The sequence below is a fragment of the Listeria sp. MAN/IMW/UF464 genome, from assembly GCF_058683955.1.
The window spans coordinates 198,754-216,488 of the sequence record NZ_JBZWZP010000002.1 but is presented as its reverse complement, the minus strand read 5'-3'; the positions used below and the strand labels follow the sequence as shown (position 1 = coordinate 216,488).

Here is a 17,735-nt window from a genome sequence, read left to right as displayed (position 1 = left end):
GTTACCATTTTACTATAAAAACAACCAACTTGATAGAAAAAAAGCGATTAAAAACAGCTCCAGCACTTATTTCCGTGTATCAATACAGAGGTAAAAAGGCATGCTATTCAGTTAGAAGAGCACTGTCCCATTAGGAAACTTTTTTGCTGTTATACCCTACTATTTTGCTACTTTCCGAACAAATTCAAGAAAATACTTCATATTAAATTGCATTCGTGATAAAATGAACATAGTTGATAATGATTATCATGTTCACTACATAACATAAAAGGAGGCCTACGAGCTTATGCAATTAAATGAAACTGCTGTTGGTGAAAAAGTTCGCATCTCAGAGTTAAAAATCGAGAATGCGATGCTTAAACGCCGCTTACTTGCGCTTGGTTGCGATGAAGGTTGTGATATTTGTATCAAACAAAAAGGACTATTTGGTGGTCCATGCACTTTTGAAACAAAAGGACAATATATTAGTATTAGACAATGTGATGCTTGTGCCATTATGGTGGAACGCAGATGAGTCAAAATACATATTGCATACTCGGAAACCCGAACACTGGTAAAACTTCTTTATTTAATGCACTAACTGGCTCTTATGAATATGTAGGAAACTGGAGCGGAGTAACCGTTGAAAAGAAAGTTGGTACTTTACGTTCTAAAACAGGAAAATTAATTGATTTACCCGGTATTTATGATTTAAACCCTATCTCTCGTGATGAAACAGTTGTCACTAGATTTTTACTTGAAGAAAAATTCGATTGCATGTTAAACATTGTCGATTCCTCACAAATTGAACGCAATTTAAATTTAACTGTTCAACTGCTTGAGTACGGCGCACCTGTTGTGATGGGTCTTAATATGATAGATGTAGCTGCTGGACGCGGCATTCATTTAAACATCCAAAACTTAGCAAAAAAACTACGCATTCCGATTTTGCCAGTAGTTGCGCGTTCTGGAAAAGGAACCGAGGATATTTTATCTACTTTATCTGAAAAGCACGTGGCACCAGCGATTCCGCTTGTTTTACAATACGGCGAACCAGCTGAGAAAGCAATCAAAGAAATTCAGGCTTTAACAAAAGAACTGATTCCTGCTAAACAATCGCGCTGGTTAGCAATTCAATTTCTTTCCAAAAATGACGTAACGGAAGCATTTTTAACATCTAATTCGGCGTTCGAACAGTTGCAACAAATCCGTGCTGAGTTAGAAAGTGAACTCAACGGCAAACTAGAAAATCATTTCCACCAAGTGCGCGCGAGTTATATTCATGATATTTGTTTGACCTCGGTCGAATACACCCGTAATTCAGATATTCCACTATCAGACAAACTCGATAAAATTTTTACACATAAATTATTAGGTATTCCGATTTTCTTAGGAATTATGTGGTTAATTTTCCAGATAACCTTTACTTGGGTTGGCGCCCCGCTCTCAGACTTGCTTGATGGTTTTATCGGCGGATCGCTTACGGACTGGGTGACATCTTTCTTAACAACTATTGGTGCGTCTGGGTTTATCATTGATTTGGTCGCAGATGGCATCATCGCTGGCGTTGGTGGGGTTCTTGTCTTCGTCCCTCAAATCTTAGTTATTTTCTTCTTTATTTCCGTCTTAGAGGATTCTGGATATATGGCCAGAATAGCAGTTGTTATGGACCGAGTAATGGAAATTTTCGGCTTAAATGGGAAAGCTTTTATACCAATGATTATTGGTTTTGGTTGTAACGTACCCGGAATTATGGCTGCCAGGTCAATTGAAGAATCCAAAGAACGAACACTAACTATTCTCGTTTCACCATTTATGTCCTGCTCTGCGCGACTCCCTGTTTATGCTCTTTTTGTAGGCGTGTTTTTCGAGAAACATCAGGCGCTCGTAGTACTTTCACTTTACGTTATCGGTATTTTAATGGCACTCATTGTCACTAAAATCCTTTCAAAAACTTTACTTAAAAAAGATAATTCCGTATTCGTCGTTGAGCTACCACCGTATCGTTTACCTTCACTCAAAACATTATGGCGCAGCACTTGGGAAAAAGGAAAAGGATTCTTGCGTAAAGCAGGCACATTTATTTTTGCAGGTTCGGTTATTATTTGGTTGTTAAACTACGCCGGACCATCCGGACTCGATGTACCAATGGGCGAAAGTTTCTTAGCAATAATCGGCGGAATGCTAGCACCACTGCTCGTTCCTTTAGGATTTGGTACTTGGCAAGCTGGCGCGACACTGATTCCTGGTTTTCTAGCAAAAGAAGTAGTCGTTTCTACAATGGCGATTATTTATGCAGTTGGAGAAAGTTCGCTTGGCAGCATCGTTAGCACCTTCTATACGCCACTTTCGGCTTATTGCTTTATGTTGTTCATCTTGCTTTATATTCCGTGTTTAGCAACGGTTGCGGCGATTCGAAAAGAAACTAGTTCGTGGAAATGGACCGCATTCTCTGTCGCTTATCCACTTGTTACAGCTTACGTGTTAGTATTTCTTGTTTATCAAATCGGCAGTCTATTCGTTTAAGAGAGGATGTTTTTCGTGAGTATTATCGTTAATTTATTACTTGGCGGAGCAATTTTTGGATATACTATTTACGCGATTATAAAATTTGTAAAACGTAGCAAAGAAGGAAAATGCGGCGGCTGCGAACTCGAAAAAGCTTGTAATTGCGAGTCAGACGAACATACGAATTTGGATCATATATTTAAATAGCAAAAAAGAGCCTTCATCAAGGCTCTTTTTTTATTTCGTCTCCGGTTTTATCGTAACCGCAACAATTTCATATGGATTCCCCAACCGCGGAAAAGCTTTTTGATGAAGACTCCCCGCGCCAAGTCCAGCAGAAATTATCATCGTCTTCCCATCTTTCGAATGCTCACCGTAAACATACTCCGGCAACAGTGTTCGCTGTGGTCCAGGAGCAATCGCACCAATATTTGTATATGGAATCCGCACAATTCCGCCATGCGTATGACCACTTAAGGTTAAATCAAAGCCATTTTCCACATAAAGCTCAAAATAATCCGGCATATGTGACAAAAGAATTTGATAGTACTGCGAATCTTGCTGCGTTTTTATCTCCGCTATACCTTCTTTATAATAAGGATAATCATAATCTAAATTCGCACTACTCCGCAAACCAGACATCTGAAATTTCTGCCCGCCCACATCGATAGTAGCTGTTTTGTCTTCTAAGTTAACTACACCCATTTTTTCTAAAAAAGGCTTGTAATCGTCCTCATAGGCATTTTTAACATCGTATTCGTGGTTTCCAGGTGAATAATACACGGGCGCAATCTTCGTAAGCTTTTTAATAAGTTCTTTAGGAACACTATCCCCTTGTTTATCAAAAAGATCCCCAGTAATCGCAATCACATCTGGATTTAAATTTGCCACTTTATCTAGCAATTTTTCATTTTTATCGCCAAATTCACTAAAATGCAAATCCGATAGTTGCACTAGTTTAATTTCTTTTTCAATTTTAGTAGAGCTCACTTCATATTTTTTCACCGTCAGCCTAGTCCCTAGAAACCAGCCCACCACTAAAAGCACGATAATAATACTAACTAAAGTAACCCATTTCATCTTTATAGCCATCTTTTCACCTCTATGTTGCTGTTTTTGATGCTTTTACACAATTACTACCATTATAACCTAGATTTCAAAACACACTAAGAAAAAACTGCTAGAACTAGTTTCTCCCTTAAGTCAAAAATTATAATTTGACATAAACATAATTAGGTATATAATTAACTTATAAAAACTTATTTAAAATAAAAATAAACTTAAAATAAATTATAAAAGGTGGCGGAAATCATGAATCAAAAAGAAAGAATAGTGGAAGCCCTGAAGCTACTAGAGAGCAAGAAAACTATTTCTCAGGAAGAACTCATGCGGATTTTTTCCATTTCAAAAGATACGGCAAGGCGTGATATTTTAAAATTAGTCGAAAGCGGACTCGCAGAACGCTATCCAGGTGGGGTTTCACTACCAATTTTAAAACCTCAAATAGAAAGTTATACAAGTAGATTAGTGAAGCAGAGTGAACAGAAACAAGCAATTGCCTCAGCTGCTGGCGAAGTAATAAAAGACCATATGACTATCTATTTAGATGTTTCTACCACAGTTCATTTTTTGGCTTCAGACCTTGAGCAAAATGATTTATTGGTTGTGACTAATTCTATGGATAATGCAATCGCAGCAGCTCAGAATGAAGCTAATAAAGTATACTTGCTTGGCGGTTTTTTCAACTTCCATTCACGTGTATTATCCGGCGAGCCCGTTTTAGGCCAACTCAAACAATTTAACTTTGACGTTGCTTTTATTGGCGGTGCTGGGCTAACGGATGAAGGTATCTTTTATTCAGAGCTTACAGATGTCTACCTAAAGCAAGAGATTATCAGAAATTCCGAAAAAGTATACCTGTTAATTGATCATACGAAAGTGAATACAAAGACTGCATTCAAGCTTGATTTCTCTGGAATTGATGCCGTCATAACAAATGAGCCCCTGCCAAAAGATTTGATGCAACACCTTATTTCTAAAGAAGTAGAAGTTATATCTTTGAAAGGATTGTGAAAATAATGGCGATTATCAAAAACGTAAAAGTTTACAAAGAAAACGAGTTAATCAATGCAACAGTTATTACAGAAGGCAATCTGATAGCAGAAGTTTTTCCAACCAGTAAAATTATTCCTGAAAAATATTCAACAGAGCAAATTTTTGATGGAAATGGTCAGTTGCTCATACCCGGAATGATTGACGTTCATATCCACGGTGCAAAGAATTACGATATGATGGATGGTTCAACAGAAAGCATCCAAGCTGTATCTATGGCTTGTGCGGAAACAGGATGTACTAGTTTTTTAGTCACATCGGTTAGTTCTTCTTTGGAAGATTTGATTCAAATGATTAAGCAAACAAAAAAAGTGGTTGGAAAAGAGCAAGGTGCTAAAATTGCAGGAATTCACTTAGAAGGCCCCTACCTCAATATAGAAAAAAAGGGCATGCAAAATCCAGCTTATTTAAGACACCCTGACTTAAAAGAAATGAAACAGATTTTTGATGAAGCAGATGGTCTGATTAAAATGGTAACGATTGCGCCAGAATTGCCCGGAGGTATCGAACTCATTGACTTCTTGAAAAAAAGAGGAGTTGTTATTGCAATTGCGCATTCCAATGCAACTTATGAAGAGGCGCAAGATGCTTTTGAAAAAGGAGCAACACATATAACTCATTGCTTCAATGCTATGCCAGCAATCCATCACCGGGCACCCGGACTTGTTACAGCGGCTTTGGAAAATGATGCGGTAAGCGTTCAAACTATCGTAGACGGGGTCCATCTTCATCCTGGGATTGTGCGTCTCATCCATAAAATTAAAGGAGCAGATAAGATTGTTCTCACGACCGATGCCCTTCAAGCTATGGGAGTTGGCGATGGCGAGTATATTTTTGGCGGTCACCAAGTAACTGTTAAGGAAGGAATCGCACGCTTACAAGACGGAACGCTAGCTTCAAGCACCGTGACAATGAATAAATCGTTAAGGTTAAGTAATGAATTTGGTATTAGCTTACAAGACTCGATACAAATGGCCACAAGTACACCCGCAGAAATCCTCGGTATGAAAAAATTCGGTCGCATTGAAAAAGGCTATATCGCTGACTTAGTTTTACTCGATGAAAAATTCGAGGTTCTAACTACATGGATTAATGGTAAAAAATACTAAACTGGCTGGATCAATATCATCAAAGGAGTGGTTTATAAACGATGCCATTATTTAAACACGAAGGAACTTACTTTAACTATGAAATACAAGGAGAAGGTATCCCTTTTTTGTTTCTTCATGGACTAGGTGATAATTTAAAATTTGCTTTTGACACATTTAACAATGATGAAAAAATCCAATTAATTTCATTGGATCAAAGAGGTCATGGGAAAAGTTGATTCCAGAAAACTTAGCTACGATAGCTTGGCGAGTGATGCACTAGCGTTAATGGATTATTTAGGCATACAGCGTTTTTATGTCGGCGGATTATCTATGGGGGCTGGCGTTGCGGTGAATTTAGCAATCCATGCAGCAAATAAAGTGATGGGGCTTATATTACTTAGGAGCTCTGCGACAGATGAGCCCATGAAAAAACAAGTGATAGAATGGTTTAATACCGTAAGTATATATTTACCTAAAAAAATGGTTCACAGTTATTTGAGCAAGACCCGCTATTTCCATCGATAAAAGATACCTACCCTAAAGCAATTGATACTTTTAAGCGATATTTTGAAGACGACGCCTCTGTTAATTACTATAAAAAATTTATTGATATACCTAGAGATAGGCCAATAAAAAGCAAAAATGAATTAACTAATGTGACGATGCCCACACTGATACTTGCAAATAACTATGATGTGATTCACCCGTTGGAATACAGTTTATTTTATGCACGTAATATAGAAAACGCAAAGTATTATGAACTCACGCCTAAGACTGTTGATGTAGAGAAACATAAACTCGAAATAGATACCTATATTAATACATTCATCTTAAGTAACTCAAAAAAGTAGCCCGCAATTCCATAGAAGTAAAAAAAGCAGAAATCTTGTATAGTTTTTATACAAAGATTTCTGCTTATTTGTTATTTTACAGGAGGTGTAGAAACAATTGCTGTGATTTTGCCAGCTATTTCCCAAGATTTCACTTCATTTGGTAATACGAAATGATCTCCTTTTTTAATAGCCTGTTCGTTACCATCAATCGTAAGTACCGCTTCTCCGTCTAAAATACTCACTAACGTGTAAGGCGCTTTGGCCGCAAATTCAGCCGTGCCATCCACTTCCCATTTATAAACGCTAAAGAAGTCATTCGATACAAAAGTAGTTTCGGTTAAACCATCGCGCGTTTCTGTTTTAATATCTAACTTCGCATCCACATGTGGCGCAGTTGTAACGTCAATTGCTTTATCTAAATGAAGTTCGCGCAAGTTTCCTTCTGCGTCTTTACGGTCGTAGTCATATACACGGTAAGTTGTGTCAGAGCTTTGTTGCGTTTCAAGTACTAAAGTGCCAGTACCTAGTGCATGAATCGTACCACTTGGAACATAATAAAATTCACCCGGTTTAATCGCTACTTTACGAAGCAATTTATCCCATTCGCCATTTTTTGCCCAGCTAGCGAATTCTTCTCTGCTTGCTGCTTTATGTCCATAAATTAATTCCGCACCCGGAGCACAGTCAATAATATACCAGCATTCCGTTTTACCAAGTTCACCGTTTTCATGTACTTTGGCATATTCGTCATTTGGATGAACTTGTACAGAAAGATCCGTATTTGCATCCAAGATTTTTGTAAGTAGTGGAAAAACAGCTTCTTTCGGATTGCCAAAAAGTTCTGGTTTTTCTTGCCATAATTCAGCTAAAGTTTTCCCTTTATATTCCCCGTTTTTGATGACAGAAGGACCATTTGGATGAGCGGAAATCGCCCAGTCTTCTCCGGTCGTGTTGGACGGAATATCGTAACCAAAGTAATCATGTAATTTCGTTCCACCCCAAATTCGATCTTGAAAAACAGGGTTTAAAAATAATGCTTCTTTCATTATACACTTACCTCCATTCCAGCGATTTTGCTGGGTTTTGTCACTTAAAAGTATATACTAATAACCGCTAAGATGCTAGTTATTTTCCGCCTAAAAAGCCTCTTTCTTTTATTTGTTCTGTTAAATTCGGATAATACGGTTTATCATAAAATTTTGCTAAACGTTCGGTATAAGACACAAAACCTTCCCGCTCAGAAAAAGGGATAATTTCTTGGTCATAAGCTTCAAGTAAAGGCATAACATCAGTTTGGTACGTTTCTTCAAAATAAACGGCTTCTTTCGGCAAGCGAGGTTTTACAGGAGCTTCTACATCCGGAACCCCGATACAAAGCCCAACGACCGGCATGACATATTTTGGTAAAGCAAGAAACTCAGAAGTAGCTGTAATATTTCTCCGTAAACCACCAATACAAATTGTCCCATAATCAAGCGACTCAGCAGCTGTTAAAGCATTTTGCATACACAAACCTATATCCGTTGCTGCAACCATCAACAAATCTTCTTCACTAGCAATTTGGAAACTTTTGCCGTGCAGCTCACTTGCCACTTTTACGCGGTGGAAATCTGCTACAAAACAAAGAAATACCGAACATTCAGCTATGTATGGTTGATTCCCGCAAAGTTCTGCCATTTTGTTTTTACGATCTTGATCTTTAATCGCAATAATGGAATAATGCTGTCCATTAATCCACGACGGGGCTGCTTGAGCTGCTCGAATAATAGCATCGAGCTTTTCTTCCGGAATTTCGATACCCTGTTTATATTTCCGAAAAGAACGATGATTTCTGAGTAAAGTTAATACGTCATTCATATTTGTACCTCCTAGATTTATCATTTAGTTAAAGTATAGCTTGTTTTTCAGCAATTGTTAATGTTTTCTCTTGTATTTCTATCAGATATTTTCTACACTTAAAGAAAAAGAGGTGAAAAGATGTGCGCCAACAACAAATAGATTTTAAATGGCTAGAAGAAAACTTCCTGACTACAAATGAAGCCGCGACTTACTTAGGCATATCTAAGCAAGCTCTCCTTTCCTTAGCAAAACGTGATTTACTCCCGTTTACAAAAAAAGGAAATATGGTTCTTTTTCACCGAATAGATATTGAACTTCGGTTAGAAAGCCAGCAAAGTTTACGCAAAAAGTACCGCCCTTTTGAAACCTAATTTCACAAACAGCGAAACGGACGAACCACTTCCGATATGTTACACTCTAGTTAGTGATATTCTAAACAAGGAGTGATACATAATGAATGAAGCAGTAAAAACTTTAGATGGATGGTTTTGTCTACATGATTTTCGTTCGATTGACTGGGCAGCGTGGCGTGAATTAAATCCAGGAAATCAAGAACTTATGTTAAATGAGCTAAGCCACTTTTTAAGCGATATGGAAATTACAAAAAATATCGGTGAAGGTGAACATACCATTTACAGCATTCTTGGTCAAAAAGCGGATTTAGTATTCTTCACTTTACGCGATTCCTTAGAGGCATTAAATGAAGTCGAAAACCGTTTTAATAAATTAGCCATTGCCGACTACTTATTACCAACGTATTCCTACATATCTGTTGTGGAATTAAGTAACTATCTTGCATCTCATATGGCTGGCGGCGAAGATCCTTACCAAAATAAAGGCGTTCGTGCGAGACTTTACCCAGCTCTTCCGCCTAAAAAACACATTTGCTTCTATCCTATGAGTAAAAAACGTGACGGCGCTGATAATTGGTATATGCTTCCAATGGAAGAACGCCAAAAACTTATCCGCGATCACGGTCTTATTGGCAGAAGCTATGCTGGAAAAGTACAACAGATTATCGGTGGCTCCATCGGTTTTGATGACTACGAATGGGGTGTGACCTTATTTTCAGACGATGCACTAGAATTCAAACGAATCGTGACAGAAATGCGTTTTGATGAAGCAAGTGCGCGTTATGCTGAGTTTGGTTCCTTCTTCATCGGAAACCTTCTACCATCCGAAAATCTCTCCAAATTATTTACAATTTAAGCAAATACAAGCTGGAATTCCCTTTAATAAGTCTTTTTTCAAAGATTTATTGAAACGAATTCCAGTTTTTTATTTCACAAAACTAACAATTTTGTAAGGATATCTTCCGTAATTGTCATTTGATACGATGGAACCACTCCTTTTTAAACGATAGAATGATACATATACTAAATGAATCTAGTTTTAAGGAGAGAAAATAATGGAGACAGTTCTACAAGCAAAAAATGTAAGAAAAATTTATGGAAGCAAAGGAAATGTGTATACTGCACTTGAAAATATCAGTATTGATATTAAAGAAGGCGAATTTACAGGTATTATGGGTCCTTCTGGGGCAGGTAAGTCTACTTTACTTAACGTTTTATCTACTATTGATAAGCCAACTTCTGGTGAGATTATGATTTCCGGACAAGAACTTGAAAACATGAATGAACAACAAATGTCTACTTTCCGCCGCGATAAACTAGGTTTTATTTTCCAAGATTACAACTTACTAGATACTCTCACAATCCGTGAAAATATTATCCTTCCGCTTGCACTAGCAAAACGCCCAGTCAAAGAAATGGAAGAGAAATTAGCAAATATTAGTGAAAAATTCGGTATTACAGAAATTCTTGATAAATACCCAAGTGAAATCTCTGGTGGTCAAAAACAACGTACAGCTGCCTCTCGCGCAATTATTACTTCACCAAGTTTGATTTTTGCGGATGAGCCAACTGGAGCACTTGATTCCAAATCTGCAACCAACTTACTTGAAAGCTTACGTGACTTGAATGAACAAGATAAAGCTACTATTATGATGGTTACACACGATGCATTTGCAGCAAGTTTCTGCAAACGAATTTTATTTATTAAAGACGGAGAATTATATACAGAAATCTATCGTGGAACAAAAACGCGTAAGGAGTTCTTCCAAAAAATTCTAGACGTCCTTGCAAAACTGGGGGGCGACACAGATGACGTTATTTGATTTAGCGAAGAAAAATATTAGACATAATTTCGTACATTACTTTTTATATTTCGCATCGATGATTTTCAGTATTATGATTTATTTTACCTTCCTTGTTCTTTCGAAGGATCCATCAGTCGTAGCTAGAATTGACCAATCTTCTAAGTTATCAACCGCGTTTTCTAGCTCCTCTGTCATTTTGCTTATATTCGTAGCAATTTTCATTCTTTATTCCAACAACTTCTTCACAAGAAAACGGAAAAAAGAAATCGGTCTTTATTCTTTACTCGGCCTTCGTAAAAAAGAAATTGGTCGGATGTTATTTTATGAAAATTTCATTATGGGTCTTGGCGCATTAGTAATTGGTATTTTGGCTGGTACACTGCTTTCAAAAATTTTCGTAACGATCTTACTTAACTTAATTAATCTCGATAGCATTGGCGGTTTTGCCTTTTCATGGGGAGCTGTTTTACAAACAAGTATTGTTTTTATTATCATTACTTTGTTTACTTCTTTCACAGGCTACCGAATTATCTATCGTACAACATTGTTAGACCTATTCCACTCCGAATCAAAACGCGAAAAAAGCCCAAAACCTTCTTTTATTTTGGCGCTACTTTCCATCGTATTAATCGCACTTGGTTACTTCATCGCTGGGCAACCGCTTGATTCTAAAAATTCATTATGGGCACAATTAGGTTTTTCTATCGGAGCGCTTGTTATTTTAGCTTCAGTAATTATTGGTACGTCTTTGTTTATTACCTTTTTCTTACCATATTTACTTACAAAGCTAAGAAACAACAAACGGATTTTTTATAAAGGTAGTAATATCATTTCTACCTCTCAGTTGAACTTTAGAATTTCATCCAATGCAAAAACGTTAATTATTATTTCTATTTTAAGTGCAACGACCTTGTCTGCTATTGGAACGATAAGCAGTATATACTATCAAGCAAATACATCAGCAAACACTTCTGCACCATCAAGTTTTGAGTATCAAGTTCCATCAGACAAAGCACTAAATGATAAAATCGTGAAAACAGCTGAAAGTGACTCTGATCACCCAGTTGAGTACGAACAAAAGAGCACTTACTACACTGTCAAGGCAGAAGGAACTCGACCAGACTTTGTAGAATATGATATAAATGAAGGTTTCCCTGTTATTTCTCAATCTGAATATAATTCACTTGTTAAAAAACAAGGCAACCCCGAAAATGCAGCTAATTTAAAAGCTAATGAAGCACAAATGGTACTTTCAGTCACTTATGATGAAAAAGCGCAAAAACAAATGATTGGCGAAAAATATACATTAGCTTCACCAAGCAAACCAAATGTTGAAATTAAATCAGTTGTTCAAAATTCACCAATTGCTTCCGTTATGGGCTTACTCGTTCTTCCTGATGAAAGAGTTGCCATGATAGGGACTGATAAGAATATCCCATCTCAAACAGTTGAATCTATTACTGTAAAAGATGCAAAACAAGCGCAAGATTTAGATAAAAAAATGCAGTCACTAGTTCCAAAAGATAGCAATCTCATTTCTTACGCAGCTACTTATCAACAAATCATCACAGTAACCGGTGTACTTCTATTTATCGGTATGTTTATCGGTTTTGTTTTCCTAGCAGCGACAGGAAGTATAATCTACTTCAAACAGCTTACAGAAGCATATAACGACATCGGTACATTTGACATCTTGAAGAAAATTGGTCTTACTAAAAAAGACATCCGCAAAATTCTTGCTAAACAATTACTCGTAGTCTTCTTGATTCCATTAGTTATCGGAATTGCGCACAGTAGTTTTGCCCTTATCGGACTTTCACATATGCTGGCACTAGATTTAACACTCCCAGTTGTGATTTCTACCGGTGTCTACACATTAATGTACATTGTGTATTACTTTGTCACTCTAAATAGCTATACGAACATTGTTTTCGGTAAAAAATAATAAAAAAAGTCCTCTAATTATTTAGAGGACTTTTTTGCGATATAAGCAAAGATACTAGAGAGAAAAGCGGATGCTCCCATTAAAAATTGCATTCCAAATACTTGTCTTTCATTACTACCAAACGTAATTGATAAATTTTCTTTTGCAAAATCAATCCAGTTTGTTACAGATAAATAATTCGTAAGTAAAATGAAAGCTGCTCCCATAAGAATTCCAATTAATAACAGCGAGACTTTACGCCATGCCAGTACTGCTACAACCAAGAAAATCACGGCTACAAAACAAGCAAAGTAAGCATCAAGTGAAGTTGTAAATAAATAGCCTTCTTTAATACTGTCCGAATGTAGTTGTTTAAAAATCGTTACTGCCGCAAAAATTGCCGTAACAGCACCAATAATCGCGAAAAAGCCAGCTGCGTAACGCCATTTATTTTTCCAAGACTGATCTTCGCTTCCCTCTTTTAAAGAGAATTTCGGGCCAATTAATAACGCGATTAACACTAAAATACTACTGATAACTAGTAACGTTCCTGACCACTCAAACGGCTGCGCATATTCCAATTTCGCAAAAATTCTTAGTTGGTAATAATACACCGAAAACGCTTGAAATAAAGCAAAACAACTGATTAAAATAATACTTACTAATCGAAGCTTCTCTCTTTTAATGAGACCAAAACCAACAATAAATAATGCTAAACCAAAAATAAGTAACATCCAATAATTCCAAACAAATGTAAAGCTATCTTTCTCTGCACTAAAATATCCAACCACGGCGCTCACAAAGCTGTATAGTTGAGTTACACCTAGCGCAATTAGCAAACTACCACATATTCCTCTTAATTTTTCAGGCAATTTGCCCACTTCCCTTCCTATTTAAGTTTTCCCATGTTACTCTAAAACCGAGGTGATAAAAATGAACTGGACCATTTGGGATAAAACACAACCTGCCCCACTAGAACTATTACTAGAAGCTGATCCGAGTGAAGACCAAATTGCGAAATACCTTGATAAATCACGCGTTTTCCAACTAAATGATACCGATAAAACAATCGGCGTCGTTTGCTTGCTTCCATTAAATAATAAGCAACTTGAAATTATGAATGTTGCTGTTCTACCTACCCAGAGAAATCAAGGAATTGGTAAAATACTCCTTGAAAAAGCGTTTGATTATGCTTTACAAAACAACTTCACTGAAATCATTGTTAAAACAGGTAATTCAAGTATTGACCAACTTGCTTTTTATCAAAAAAACGGCTTTCGGATGCAACAAATTGTTCCAAATTATTTTATAGAACATTATAAAGGGCAAACCATTGTCGAAAACGGTATTCTTTGCGTAGACCAAATCATTCTTTCGAAAGAAATAAAATCCTGATGAAGTTTATATCATCAGGATTTTTTGTTTGTAGTTTTAATCGTTAAGTGCCATTTCTGAACGAACAACCGCTGAAATACGTTCACAATATTCGTCTGTTGCTTCTTTTGTCGCAGCTTCCACCATGACTCTTACTAATGGTTCTGTACCAGATGGACGAACAAGCACGCGACCATTACCAGCCATTTCAGCTTCAACTTCACTAATTACTTTACTTACCTTTGGATTATCTGTTACATGATTTTTATCACTTACACGGATATTTTCCAGTTTTTGTGGGAATGTTTTCATTTCTGAAGCAAGTTCAGATAATTTTTTCCCAGTTGCTTTCATAACGTTAATTAATTGAATTCCGGAAAGCAGGCCATCACCAGTTGTATTATGATCTAGGAAAATAATATGACCAGATTGTTCTCCGCCAAGGTTATAATTACCTTCTCGCATTGCTTCTACAACATAACGGTCACCAACAGCTGTTTGAACATCTTCAATTTCAAGTTCTCTTAAGCCTTTATAGAAGCCTAAGTTACTCATAACAGTGGAAACGATTGTATTACTATTTAATAGACCTTGTTCACGTAAGTATTTCGCGCAAATAAACATAATTTTATCGCCATCGACAATTTGACCGATTTCATCAATTGCAATCACGCGGTCTCCGTCACCATCAAAGGCTAAACCAACATCTGCTTTTTTATCTAATACAAATGCAGCTAAGGCTTCTGGATGTGTAGAACCAACACCATCATTAATATTTAAGCCGTTTGGAGAAGCACCCATTGAGCTAATATCGGCATCTAAATCAGCAAATAAATGTGTTGCTAAGCCAGAAGTTGCTCCATTTGCACAGTCTAATGCAATATGATAACCATTGAAGTCATTCTCGATTGTTTGTTTTAAGTATTGAATATATTTTTGTTTACCTTCAAAGTAATCGCTAACTGTTCCTAGACCTTCACCGCTTGGACGAGGTAGTGTATCCTCTGCTGTATCAAGTAATTGTTCAATTTCTTCTTCTTGATCGTCTGACAGTTTAAAGCCGTCTGAACCGAAGAACTTAATTCCATTATCATCTACTGGATTATGGCTTGCAGAAATCATGACGCTGGCAGAAGCTCCTTGCGCTTTTGTTAAATAAGCGACACCAGGAGTTGAAATGACACCTAAACGCATAACTTCAATTCCTACAGATACAAGTCCTGCAATTAAAGCGGATTCAAGCATTTCTCCAGATATACGTGTATCACGAGCAACAAGCACACGCGGGTGTTCACCAACGTGACGAGTTAAAACATACCCACCCATTCGACCTAATCTGAATGCAAGTTCTGGTGTTAATTCTGAGTTTGCAACCCCTCTAACTCCATCCGTACCAAAATATTTACCCATTTTATTACTCTCCTTCTAAGTCATTCATTATCTAAATGATTTTTGTTTGTCGTTTTAGTTTTACTTTTTTTCAAATGCTGGTTCTATTTTTTGTTAAGTCTCAACCATACATTTGTTATTATACCTTTTTTAAGAAAAAATTTCATCTCTCTATAATAAAACGTTGGCATTAGTAACTTTTCAAACTATTCTATGTATATGAAGCTTTTGTAAAAAAGCAGGAGTATGAGACACGCTGGCCCCACACTCCTCAGGTTTATGTGTTTTTGGAAGGCACTGTATTTTGTGCTTCTTTTTCGGTAATAATAAAATCAGCTTTTTTAGGATTGATGACATAAGCCACGTTATCGGGTAAACCGTTTAGTTCTAGTGGAATGCTGTAACTGCCAGCTTTACTTTTACTAAGGTTAGCAATAACGCTTAAATCTTTTGCGGTTATGTCATCTAATACTTTTTTCTCCCCGGTGATGGTTACAGAAACTTTGCCATTTGCTGGCGTTAACATCTGGGCATCGAAAGTATTTTTCAGACCACTCATATATACTTGCATATTAGAAAAAGATTTTGATGTTTTGGAATCATTCGTTTCAGAATCATCCGTCGCATCGTTATTATTTGCTTCTGTGTTTTGATTATTATTTGATGTGGTCGCTCCATTATTTGCTTCAGACTTTTTTACGGTTTTTATTTTAACCTCAATGGTCGTAGGTTGTACTGATTTAGCGCCTGTTGGGACTGGTACAGTAATTTCTTTGACCGTATCTGCTTTTATTTTTGTAACATCAATCGGGATTTCAATTTCTTTAATCTTGTCAAGGACCGCATCGTCACCTACGACAACCACTTCTGATTTATCAGGTGTCATGCTTGAAATCTCTATATCGCTTTCTGGTGTTCCTTCTTGCTTGATTTTAACCGGTACTGATTTCCCGACTTTCTCAACCGGCACAGTCACTTCAACCTCTTGCGGACTGACCTCTACATCCAGCTTATTCAGGTTACTATCAAAAACGGATACTGTCGCCTTGTCGGTAAATTCCGATTTATGTTTTCCATCACTTTCGAGGGTCGCTTTAACATAAGCGATTTGTTCGATCGTGTCTTTTGCACCTGTAATGGAAACTTTTTTAGGATCGATAATCGGCGTTCCTGCTTGATAACCATCTGCAATAACAGATTTACTTAACTCTACATCTACAGAGAATTTCTTCGTTACTTTTTCTTGAACATTTACGTTAACAGTAGCTGGATTGACTTTAACTTTAAGTCGGTCAGATACGTCTTTTACTTGGAGTTTAACTTCCTGCGTTCCAATCGATGCATTTTTCAAATCTGCGTATACGGTGAAATCTTGTTGTGCTTTAGCAGATTGAACGATACTTCTTGGCCCTGAAAGCGTAACAGTGACTGTTTCTGGAATGCCTGAAATGTATAAATTCGTTTTATCATAATATACTTTGACAGGAACATTCTCAATGACCTCAGAATCACTTGAAGAAGTCGTTGAAAAAGTGGTGGCGTTATTATTATTTGCATTAACTGACGTAAAAAGGATGGCTGCGAGTAACAAGGCTATAATCCGAATCGACCATTTATTATTTAAAATTCGATCCATCATTCGCTTTTGCCTCCTTTCCATTTAGAAAAGATAGAAGGTTTCTTTTGCGTTACTGTGACAAGCTCTTTTAGAAGAATTTTATGTAACTCTTCTTCTGAAACATCACGGAAAAGTTCTCCGCCTTTAGTAAGGGAAATTCCGCCTGTTTCTTCGGAGACAACAATTGTAATACTGTCTGTCACTTCACTAATCCCTAGAGCAGCCCTGTGACGCGTCCCAAGTTCTTTGGATAAAAATGGACTGTCAGAAAGTGGTAAATAACTTGCTGCTGATGCAATCTCATTTCCTTTGATAATTACCGCACCATCATGAAGCGGCGTATTTGGAATAAAAATATTAATTAATAATTGAGAAGAAATTTTTGCATTGAGTGGAATTCCGGTTTCGATATAATCATCCATTCCGGTATCGCGTGCTACTGAAATTAGCGCACCAATACGACGTTTCGCCATATATTGGGTAGATTTTTCAATAGATTCAATCAGATGGTGTTGCTCTCGCTCGATTCTAGAACCGTAACGAGTAAAAATATTGCCTCGACCAAGTGTCTCTAAAGCACGGCGTAATTCCGGTTGGAAGATAATTATAATTGCAAGGAATCCCCAAGTAAGCATCTGATCCGTAATCCATTCTACTGTTTGGAGACCAAAAAATCCGCTTAATAATTTAACTGCAATGATAATAAAAATACCTTTTAATAATTGTACTGCTTTCGTACCTCGGATTAACATGATCACTTTATAAATTACAAACCATACGACAAGAATATCTACAATATTTGCTAGATAATGCAATATCGACATATTGGAAAAATCCATCACTTCACCTCCGTGCCTCTTGAAAACCATTTATGATCACATGGTTCACTTTCTTTATTATAGCATAAGAG

At 36.9% G+C, this 17,735-nt stretch carries 17 protein-coding genes and 1 pseudogene; 11 read left to right on the top strand and 7 right to left on the bottom strand.

The genetic code is table 11. From position 1 onward, the window contains the following. Nucleotides 1–286: 286 nt before the first annotated feature. Genes AC4PG0_RS08300 through AC4PG0_RS08290 form a run of 3 tightly spaced genes read left to right on the top strand, consistent with a single transcriptional unit; the run spans nt 287 to nt 2,694 of the window. A complete protein-coding gene (locus tag AC4PG0_RS08300; RefSeq protein ID WP_003722363.1) occupies nt 287–514 on the top strand; it encodes a FeoA family protein in 228 nt (75 codons plus the stop codon). Then, nucleotides 511–2,505, top strand: a complete 1,995-nt coding sequence (gene feoB / locus AC4PG0_RS08295; protein WP_194317303.1) for a ferrous iron transport protein B — start codon at nt 511–513, stop codon at nt 2,503–2,505. Before AC4PG0_RS08300 ends, feoB begins: the two co-directional genes overlap by 4 nt. A gap of 6 nt (nt 2,506–2,511) precedes the next feature. Beyond that, on the top strand, nt 2,512–2,694 hold the full coding sequence (locus tag AC4PG0_RS08290; protein ID WP_003769684.1) for a FeoB-associated Cys-rich membrane protein: 183 nt from the start codon (nt 2,512–2,514) through the stop codon (nt 2,692–2,694). 30 nt (nt 2,695–2,724) lie between these two features. On the opposite strand, the gene AC4PG0_RS08285 is transcribed toward AC4PG0_RS08290, so the two are convergent. Then, nucleotides 2,725–3,579: a metallophosphoesterase gene (locus AC4PG0_RS08285; RefSeq protein ID WP_045552858.1), complete on the bottom strand. Its 855-nt coding sequence runs from the start codon at nt 3,577–3,579 to the stop codon at nt 2,725–2,727. Nucleotides 3,580–3,798: 219 nt separating this feature from the next. Here AC4PG0_RS08285 and AC4PG0_RS08280 point away from each other — a divergent pair, with 219 nt between their 5' ends. The 3 genes and pseudogenes from AC4PG0_RS08280 (at nt 3,799) to AC4PG0_RS08270 (ending at nt 6,541) form a co-directional block, all read left to right on the top strand. Beyond that, the gene (locus AC4PG0_RS08280) at nt 3,799–4,560 is read left to right on the top strand and encodes a DeoR/GlpR family DNA-binding transcription regulator (RefSeq protein WP_194317307.1); all 762 of its coding nucleotides are present in this window, start codon (nt 3,799–3,801) and stop codon (nt 4,558–4,560) included. 5 nt (nt 4,561–4,565) lie between these two features. Further along, nucleotides 4,566–5,708: an N-acetylglucosamine-6-phosphate deacetylase gene (gene nagA, locus AC4PG0_RS08275; RefSeq protein WP_045553921.1), complete on the top strand. Its 1,143-nt coding sequence runs from the start codon at nt 4,566–4,568 to the stop codon at nt 5,706–5,708. A gap of 41 nt (nt 5,709–5,749) precedes the next feature. Then, nucleotides 5,750–6,541 (top strand): annotated as a pseudogene (locus tag AC4PG0_RS08270) (alpha/beta fold hydrolase). Nucleotides 6,542–6,612: 71 nt separating this feature from the next. Here the strand turns inward: AC4PG0_RS08270 and manA are convergent. Both manA and AC4PG0_RS08260 read right to left on the bottom strand, forming a co-directional pair. Continuing rightward, on the bottom strand, nt 6,613–7,569 hold the full coding sequence (gene manA, locus AC4PG0_RS08265) for a mannose-6-phosphate isomerase, class I (RefSeq protein WP_070753774.1): 957 nt from the start codon (nt 7,567–7,569) through the stop codon (nt 6,613–6,615). A gap of 79 nt (nt 7,570–7,648) precedes the next feature. After that, the gene (locus tag AC4PG0_RS08260; RefSeq protein ID WP_003763397.1) at nt 7,649–8,380 is read right to left on the bottom strand and encodes an NADPH-dependent oxidoreductase; all 732 of its coding nucleotides are present in this window, start codon (nt 8,378–8,380) and stop codon (nt 7,649–7,651) included. A 122-nt stretch (nt 8,381–8,502) separates the two neighbouring features. Between AC4PG0_RS08260 and AC4PG0_RS08255 the strand changes: the two genes are divergently transcribed. The 4 genes from AC4PG0_RS08255 (at nt 8,503) to AC4PG0_RS08240 (ending at nt 12,465) form a co-directional block, all read left to right on the top strand. Further along, on the top strand, nt 8,503–8,733 hold the full coding sequence (locus AC4PG0_RS08255) for a helix-turn-helix domain-containing protein (protein ID WP_045552854.1): 231 nt from the start codon (nt 8,503–8,505) through the stop codon (nt 8,731–8,733). A gap of 82 nt (nt 8,734–8,815) precedes the next feature. Continuing rightward, the gene (gene hemQ, locus AC4PG0_RS08250) at nt 8,816–9,571 is read left to right on the top strand and encodes a hydrogen peroxide-dependent heme synthase (protein WP_003763401.1); all 756 of its coding nucleotides are present in this window, start codon (nt 8,816–8,818) and stop codon (nt 9,569–9,571) included. Nucleotides 9,572–9,770: 199 nt separating this feature from the next. After that, nucleotides 9,771–10,538 (top strand): ABC transporter ATP-binding protein, encoded by a 768-nt coding sequence (locus AC4PG0_RS08245; RefSeq protein WP_003763402.1) that lies wholly within the window; start codon nt 9,771–9,773, stop codon nt 10,536–10,538. After that, nucleotides 10,525–12,465 (top strand): ABC transporter permease, encoded by a 1,941-nt coding sequence (locus tag AC4PG0_RS08240; protein WP_010991073.1) that lies wholly within the window; start codon nt 10,525–10,527, stop codon nt 12,463–12,465. The genes AC4PG0_RS08245 and AC4PG0_RS08240 overlap by 14 nt, the downstream gene beginning before the upstream one ends. A 17-nt stretch (nt 12,466–12,482) precedes the next feature. Here the strand turns inward: AC4PG0_RS08240 and AC4PG0_RS08235 are convergent, their stop codons facing one another. Next, entirely contained in the window at nt 12,483–13,316 is an 834-nt protein-coding gene (locus AC4PG0_RS08235) for a hypothetical protein (RefSeq protein WP_112120288.1), read from the bottom strand. A gap of 61 nt (nt 13,317–13,377) precedes the next feature. On the opposite strand from AC4PG0_RS08235, the gene AC4PG0_RS08230 reads away from it, so the two are divergent. Further along, a complete protein-coding gene (locus tag AC4PG0_RS08230) occupies nt 13,378–13,839 on the top strand; it encodes a GNAT family N-acetyltransferase (protein WP_187983895.1) in 462 nt (153 codons plus the stop codon). A 36-nt stretch (nt 13,840–13,875) separates the two neighbouring features. Here the strand turns inward: AC4PG0_RS08230 and glmM are convergent, their stop codons facing one another. The 3 genes from glmM to dacA all read right to left on the bottom strand — a co-directional run bounded on the left by glmM (nt 13,876) and on the right by dacA (nt 17,664). Then, nucleotides 13,876–15,228: a phosphoglucosamine mutase gene (glmM, locus tag AC4PG0_RS08225; protein ID WP_003763407.1), complete on the bottom strand. Its 1,353-nt coding sequence runs from the start codon at nt 15,226–15,228 to the stop codon at nt 13,876–13,878. A 256-nt stretch (nt 15,229–15,484) separates the two neighbouring features. After that, nucleotides 15,485–16,843: a CdaR family protein gene (locus AC4PG0_RS08220; RefSeq protein WP_010991076.1), complete on the bottom strand. Its 1,359-nt coding sequence runs from the start codon at nt 16,841–16,843 to the stop codon at nt 15,485–15,487. Further along, the gene (gene dacA, locus AC4PG0_RS08215; protein WP_003763411.1) at nt 16,843–17,664 is read right to left on the bottom strand and encodes a diadenylate cyclase; all 822 of its coding nucleotides are present in this window, start codon (nt 17,662–17,664) and stop codon (nt 16,843–16,845) included. Before dacA ends, AC4PG0_RS08220 begins: the two co-directional genes overlap by 1 nt. Between the last annotated feature and the right edge of the window lie 71 nt (nt 17,665–17,735).

What these genes read in the sequence shown, in the direction of transcription:
- AC4PG0_RS08280 (WP_194317307.1), top strand. Translation starts at nt 3,799, where the DNA reads ATGAATCAAAAAGAAAGAATAGTGGAAGCCCTGAAGCTACTAGAGAGC.
- AC4PG0_RS08240 (WP_010991073.1), top strand. Translation starts at nt 10,525, where the DNA reads ATGACGTTATTTGATTTAGCGAAGAAAAATATTAGACATAATTTCGTA.
- AC4PG0_RS08260 (WP_003763397.1), bottom strand. Translation starts at nt 8,380, where the DNA reads ATGAATGACGTATTAACTTTACTCAGAAATCATCGTTCTTTTCGGAAA.
- glmM (WP_003763407.1), bottom strand. Translation starts at nt 15,228, where the DNA reads ATGGGTAAATATTTTGGTACGGATGGAGTTAGAGGGGTTGCAAACTCA.
- AC4PG0_RS08220 (WP_010991076.1), bottom strand. Translation starts at nt 16,843, where the DNA reads ATGGATCGAATTTTAAATAATAAATGGTCGATTCGGATTATAGCCTTG.
- manA (WP_070753774.1), bottom strand. Translation starts at nt 7,569, where the DNA reads ATGAAAGAAGCATTATTTTTAAACCCTGTTTTTCAAGATCGAATTTGG.
- nagA (WP_045553921.1), top strand. Translation starts at nt 4,566, where the DNA reads ATGGCGATTATCAAAAACGTAAAAGTTTACAAAGAAAACGAGTTAATC.
- dacA (WP_003763411.1), bottom strand. Translation starts at nt 17,664, where the DNA reads ATGGATTTTTCCAATATGTCGATATTGCATTATCTAGCAAATATTGTA.
- AC4PG0_RS08290 (WP_003769684.1), top strand. Translation starts at nt 2,512, where the DNA reads ATGTTTTTCGTGAGTATTATCGTTAATTTATTACTTGGCGGAGCAATT.
- AC4PG0_RS08300 (WP_003722363.1), top strand. Translation starts at nt 287, where the DNA reads ATGCAATTAAATGAAACTGCTGTTGGTGAAAAAGTTCGCATCTCAGAG.
- hemQ (WP_003763401.1), top strand. Translation starts at nt 8,816, where the DNA reads ATGAATGAAGCAGTAAAAACTTTAGATGGATGGTTTTGTCTACATGAT.
- AC4PG0_RS08230 (WP_187983895.1), top strand. Translation starts at nt 13,378, where the DNA reads ATGAACTGGACCATTTGGGATAAAACACAACCTGCCCCACTAGAACTA.
- AC4PG0_RS08245 (WP_003763402.1), top strand. Translation starts at nt 9,771, where the DNA reads ATGGAGACAGTTCTACAAGCAAAAAATGTAAGAAAAATTTATGGAAGC.
- feoB (WP_194317303.1), top strand. Translation starts at nt 511, where the DNA reads ATGAGTCAAAATACATATTGCATACTCGGAAACCCGAACACTGGTAAA.
- AC4PG0_RS08285 (WP_045552858.1), bottom strand. Translation starts at nt 3,579, where the DNA reads ATGGCTATAAAGATGAAATGGGTTACTTTAGTTAGTATTATTATCGTG.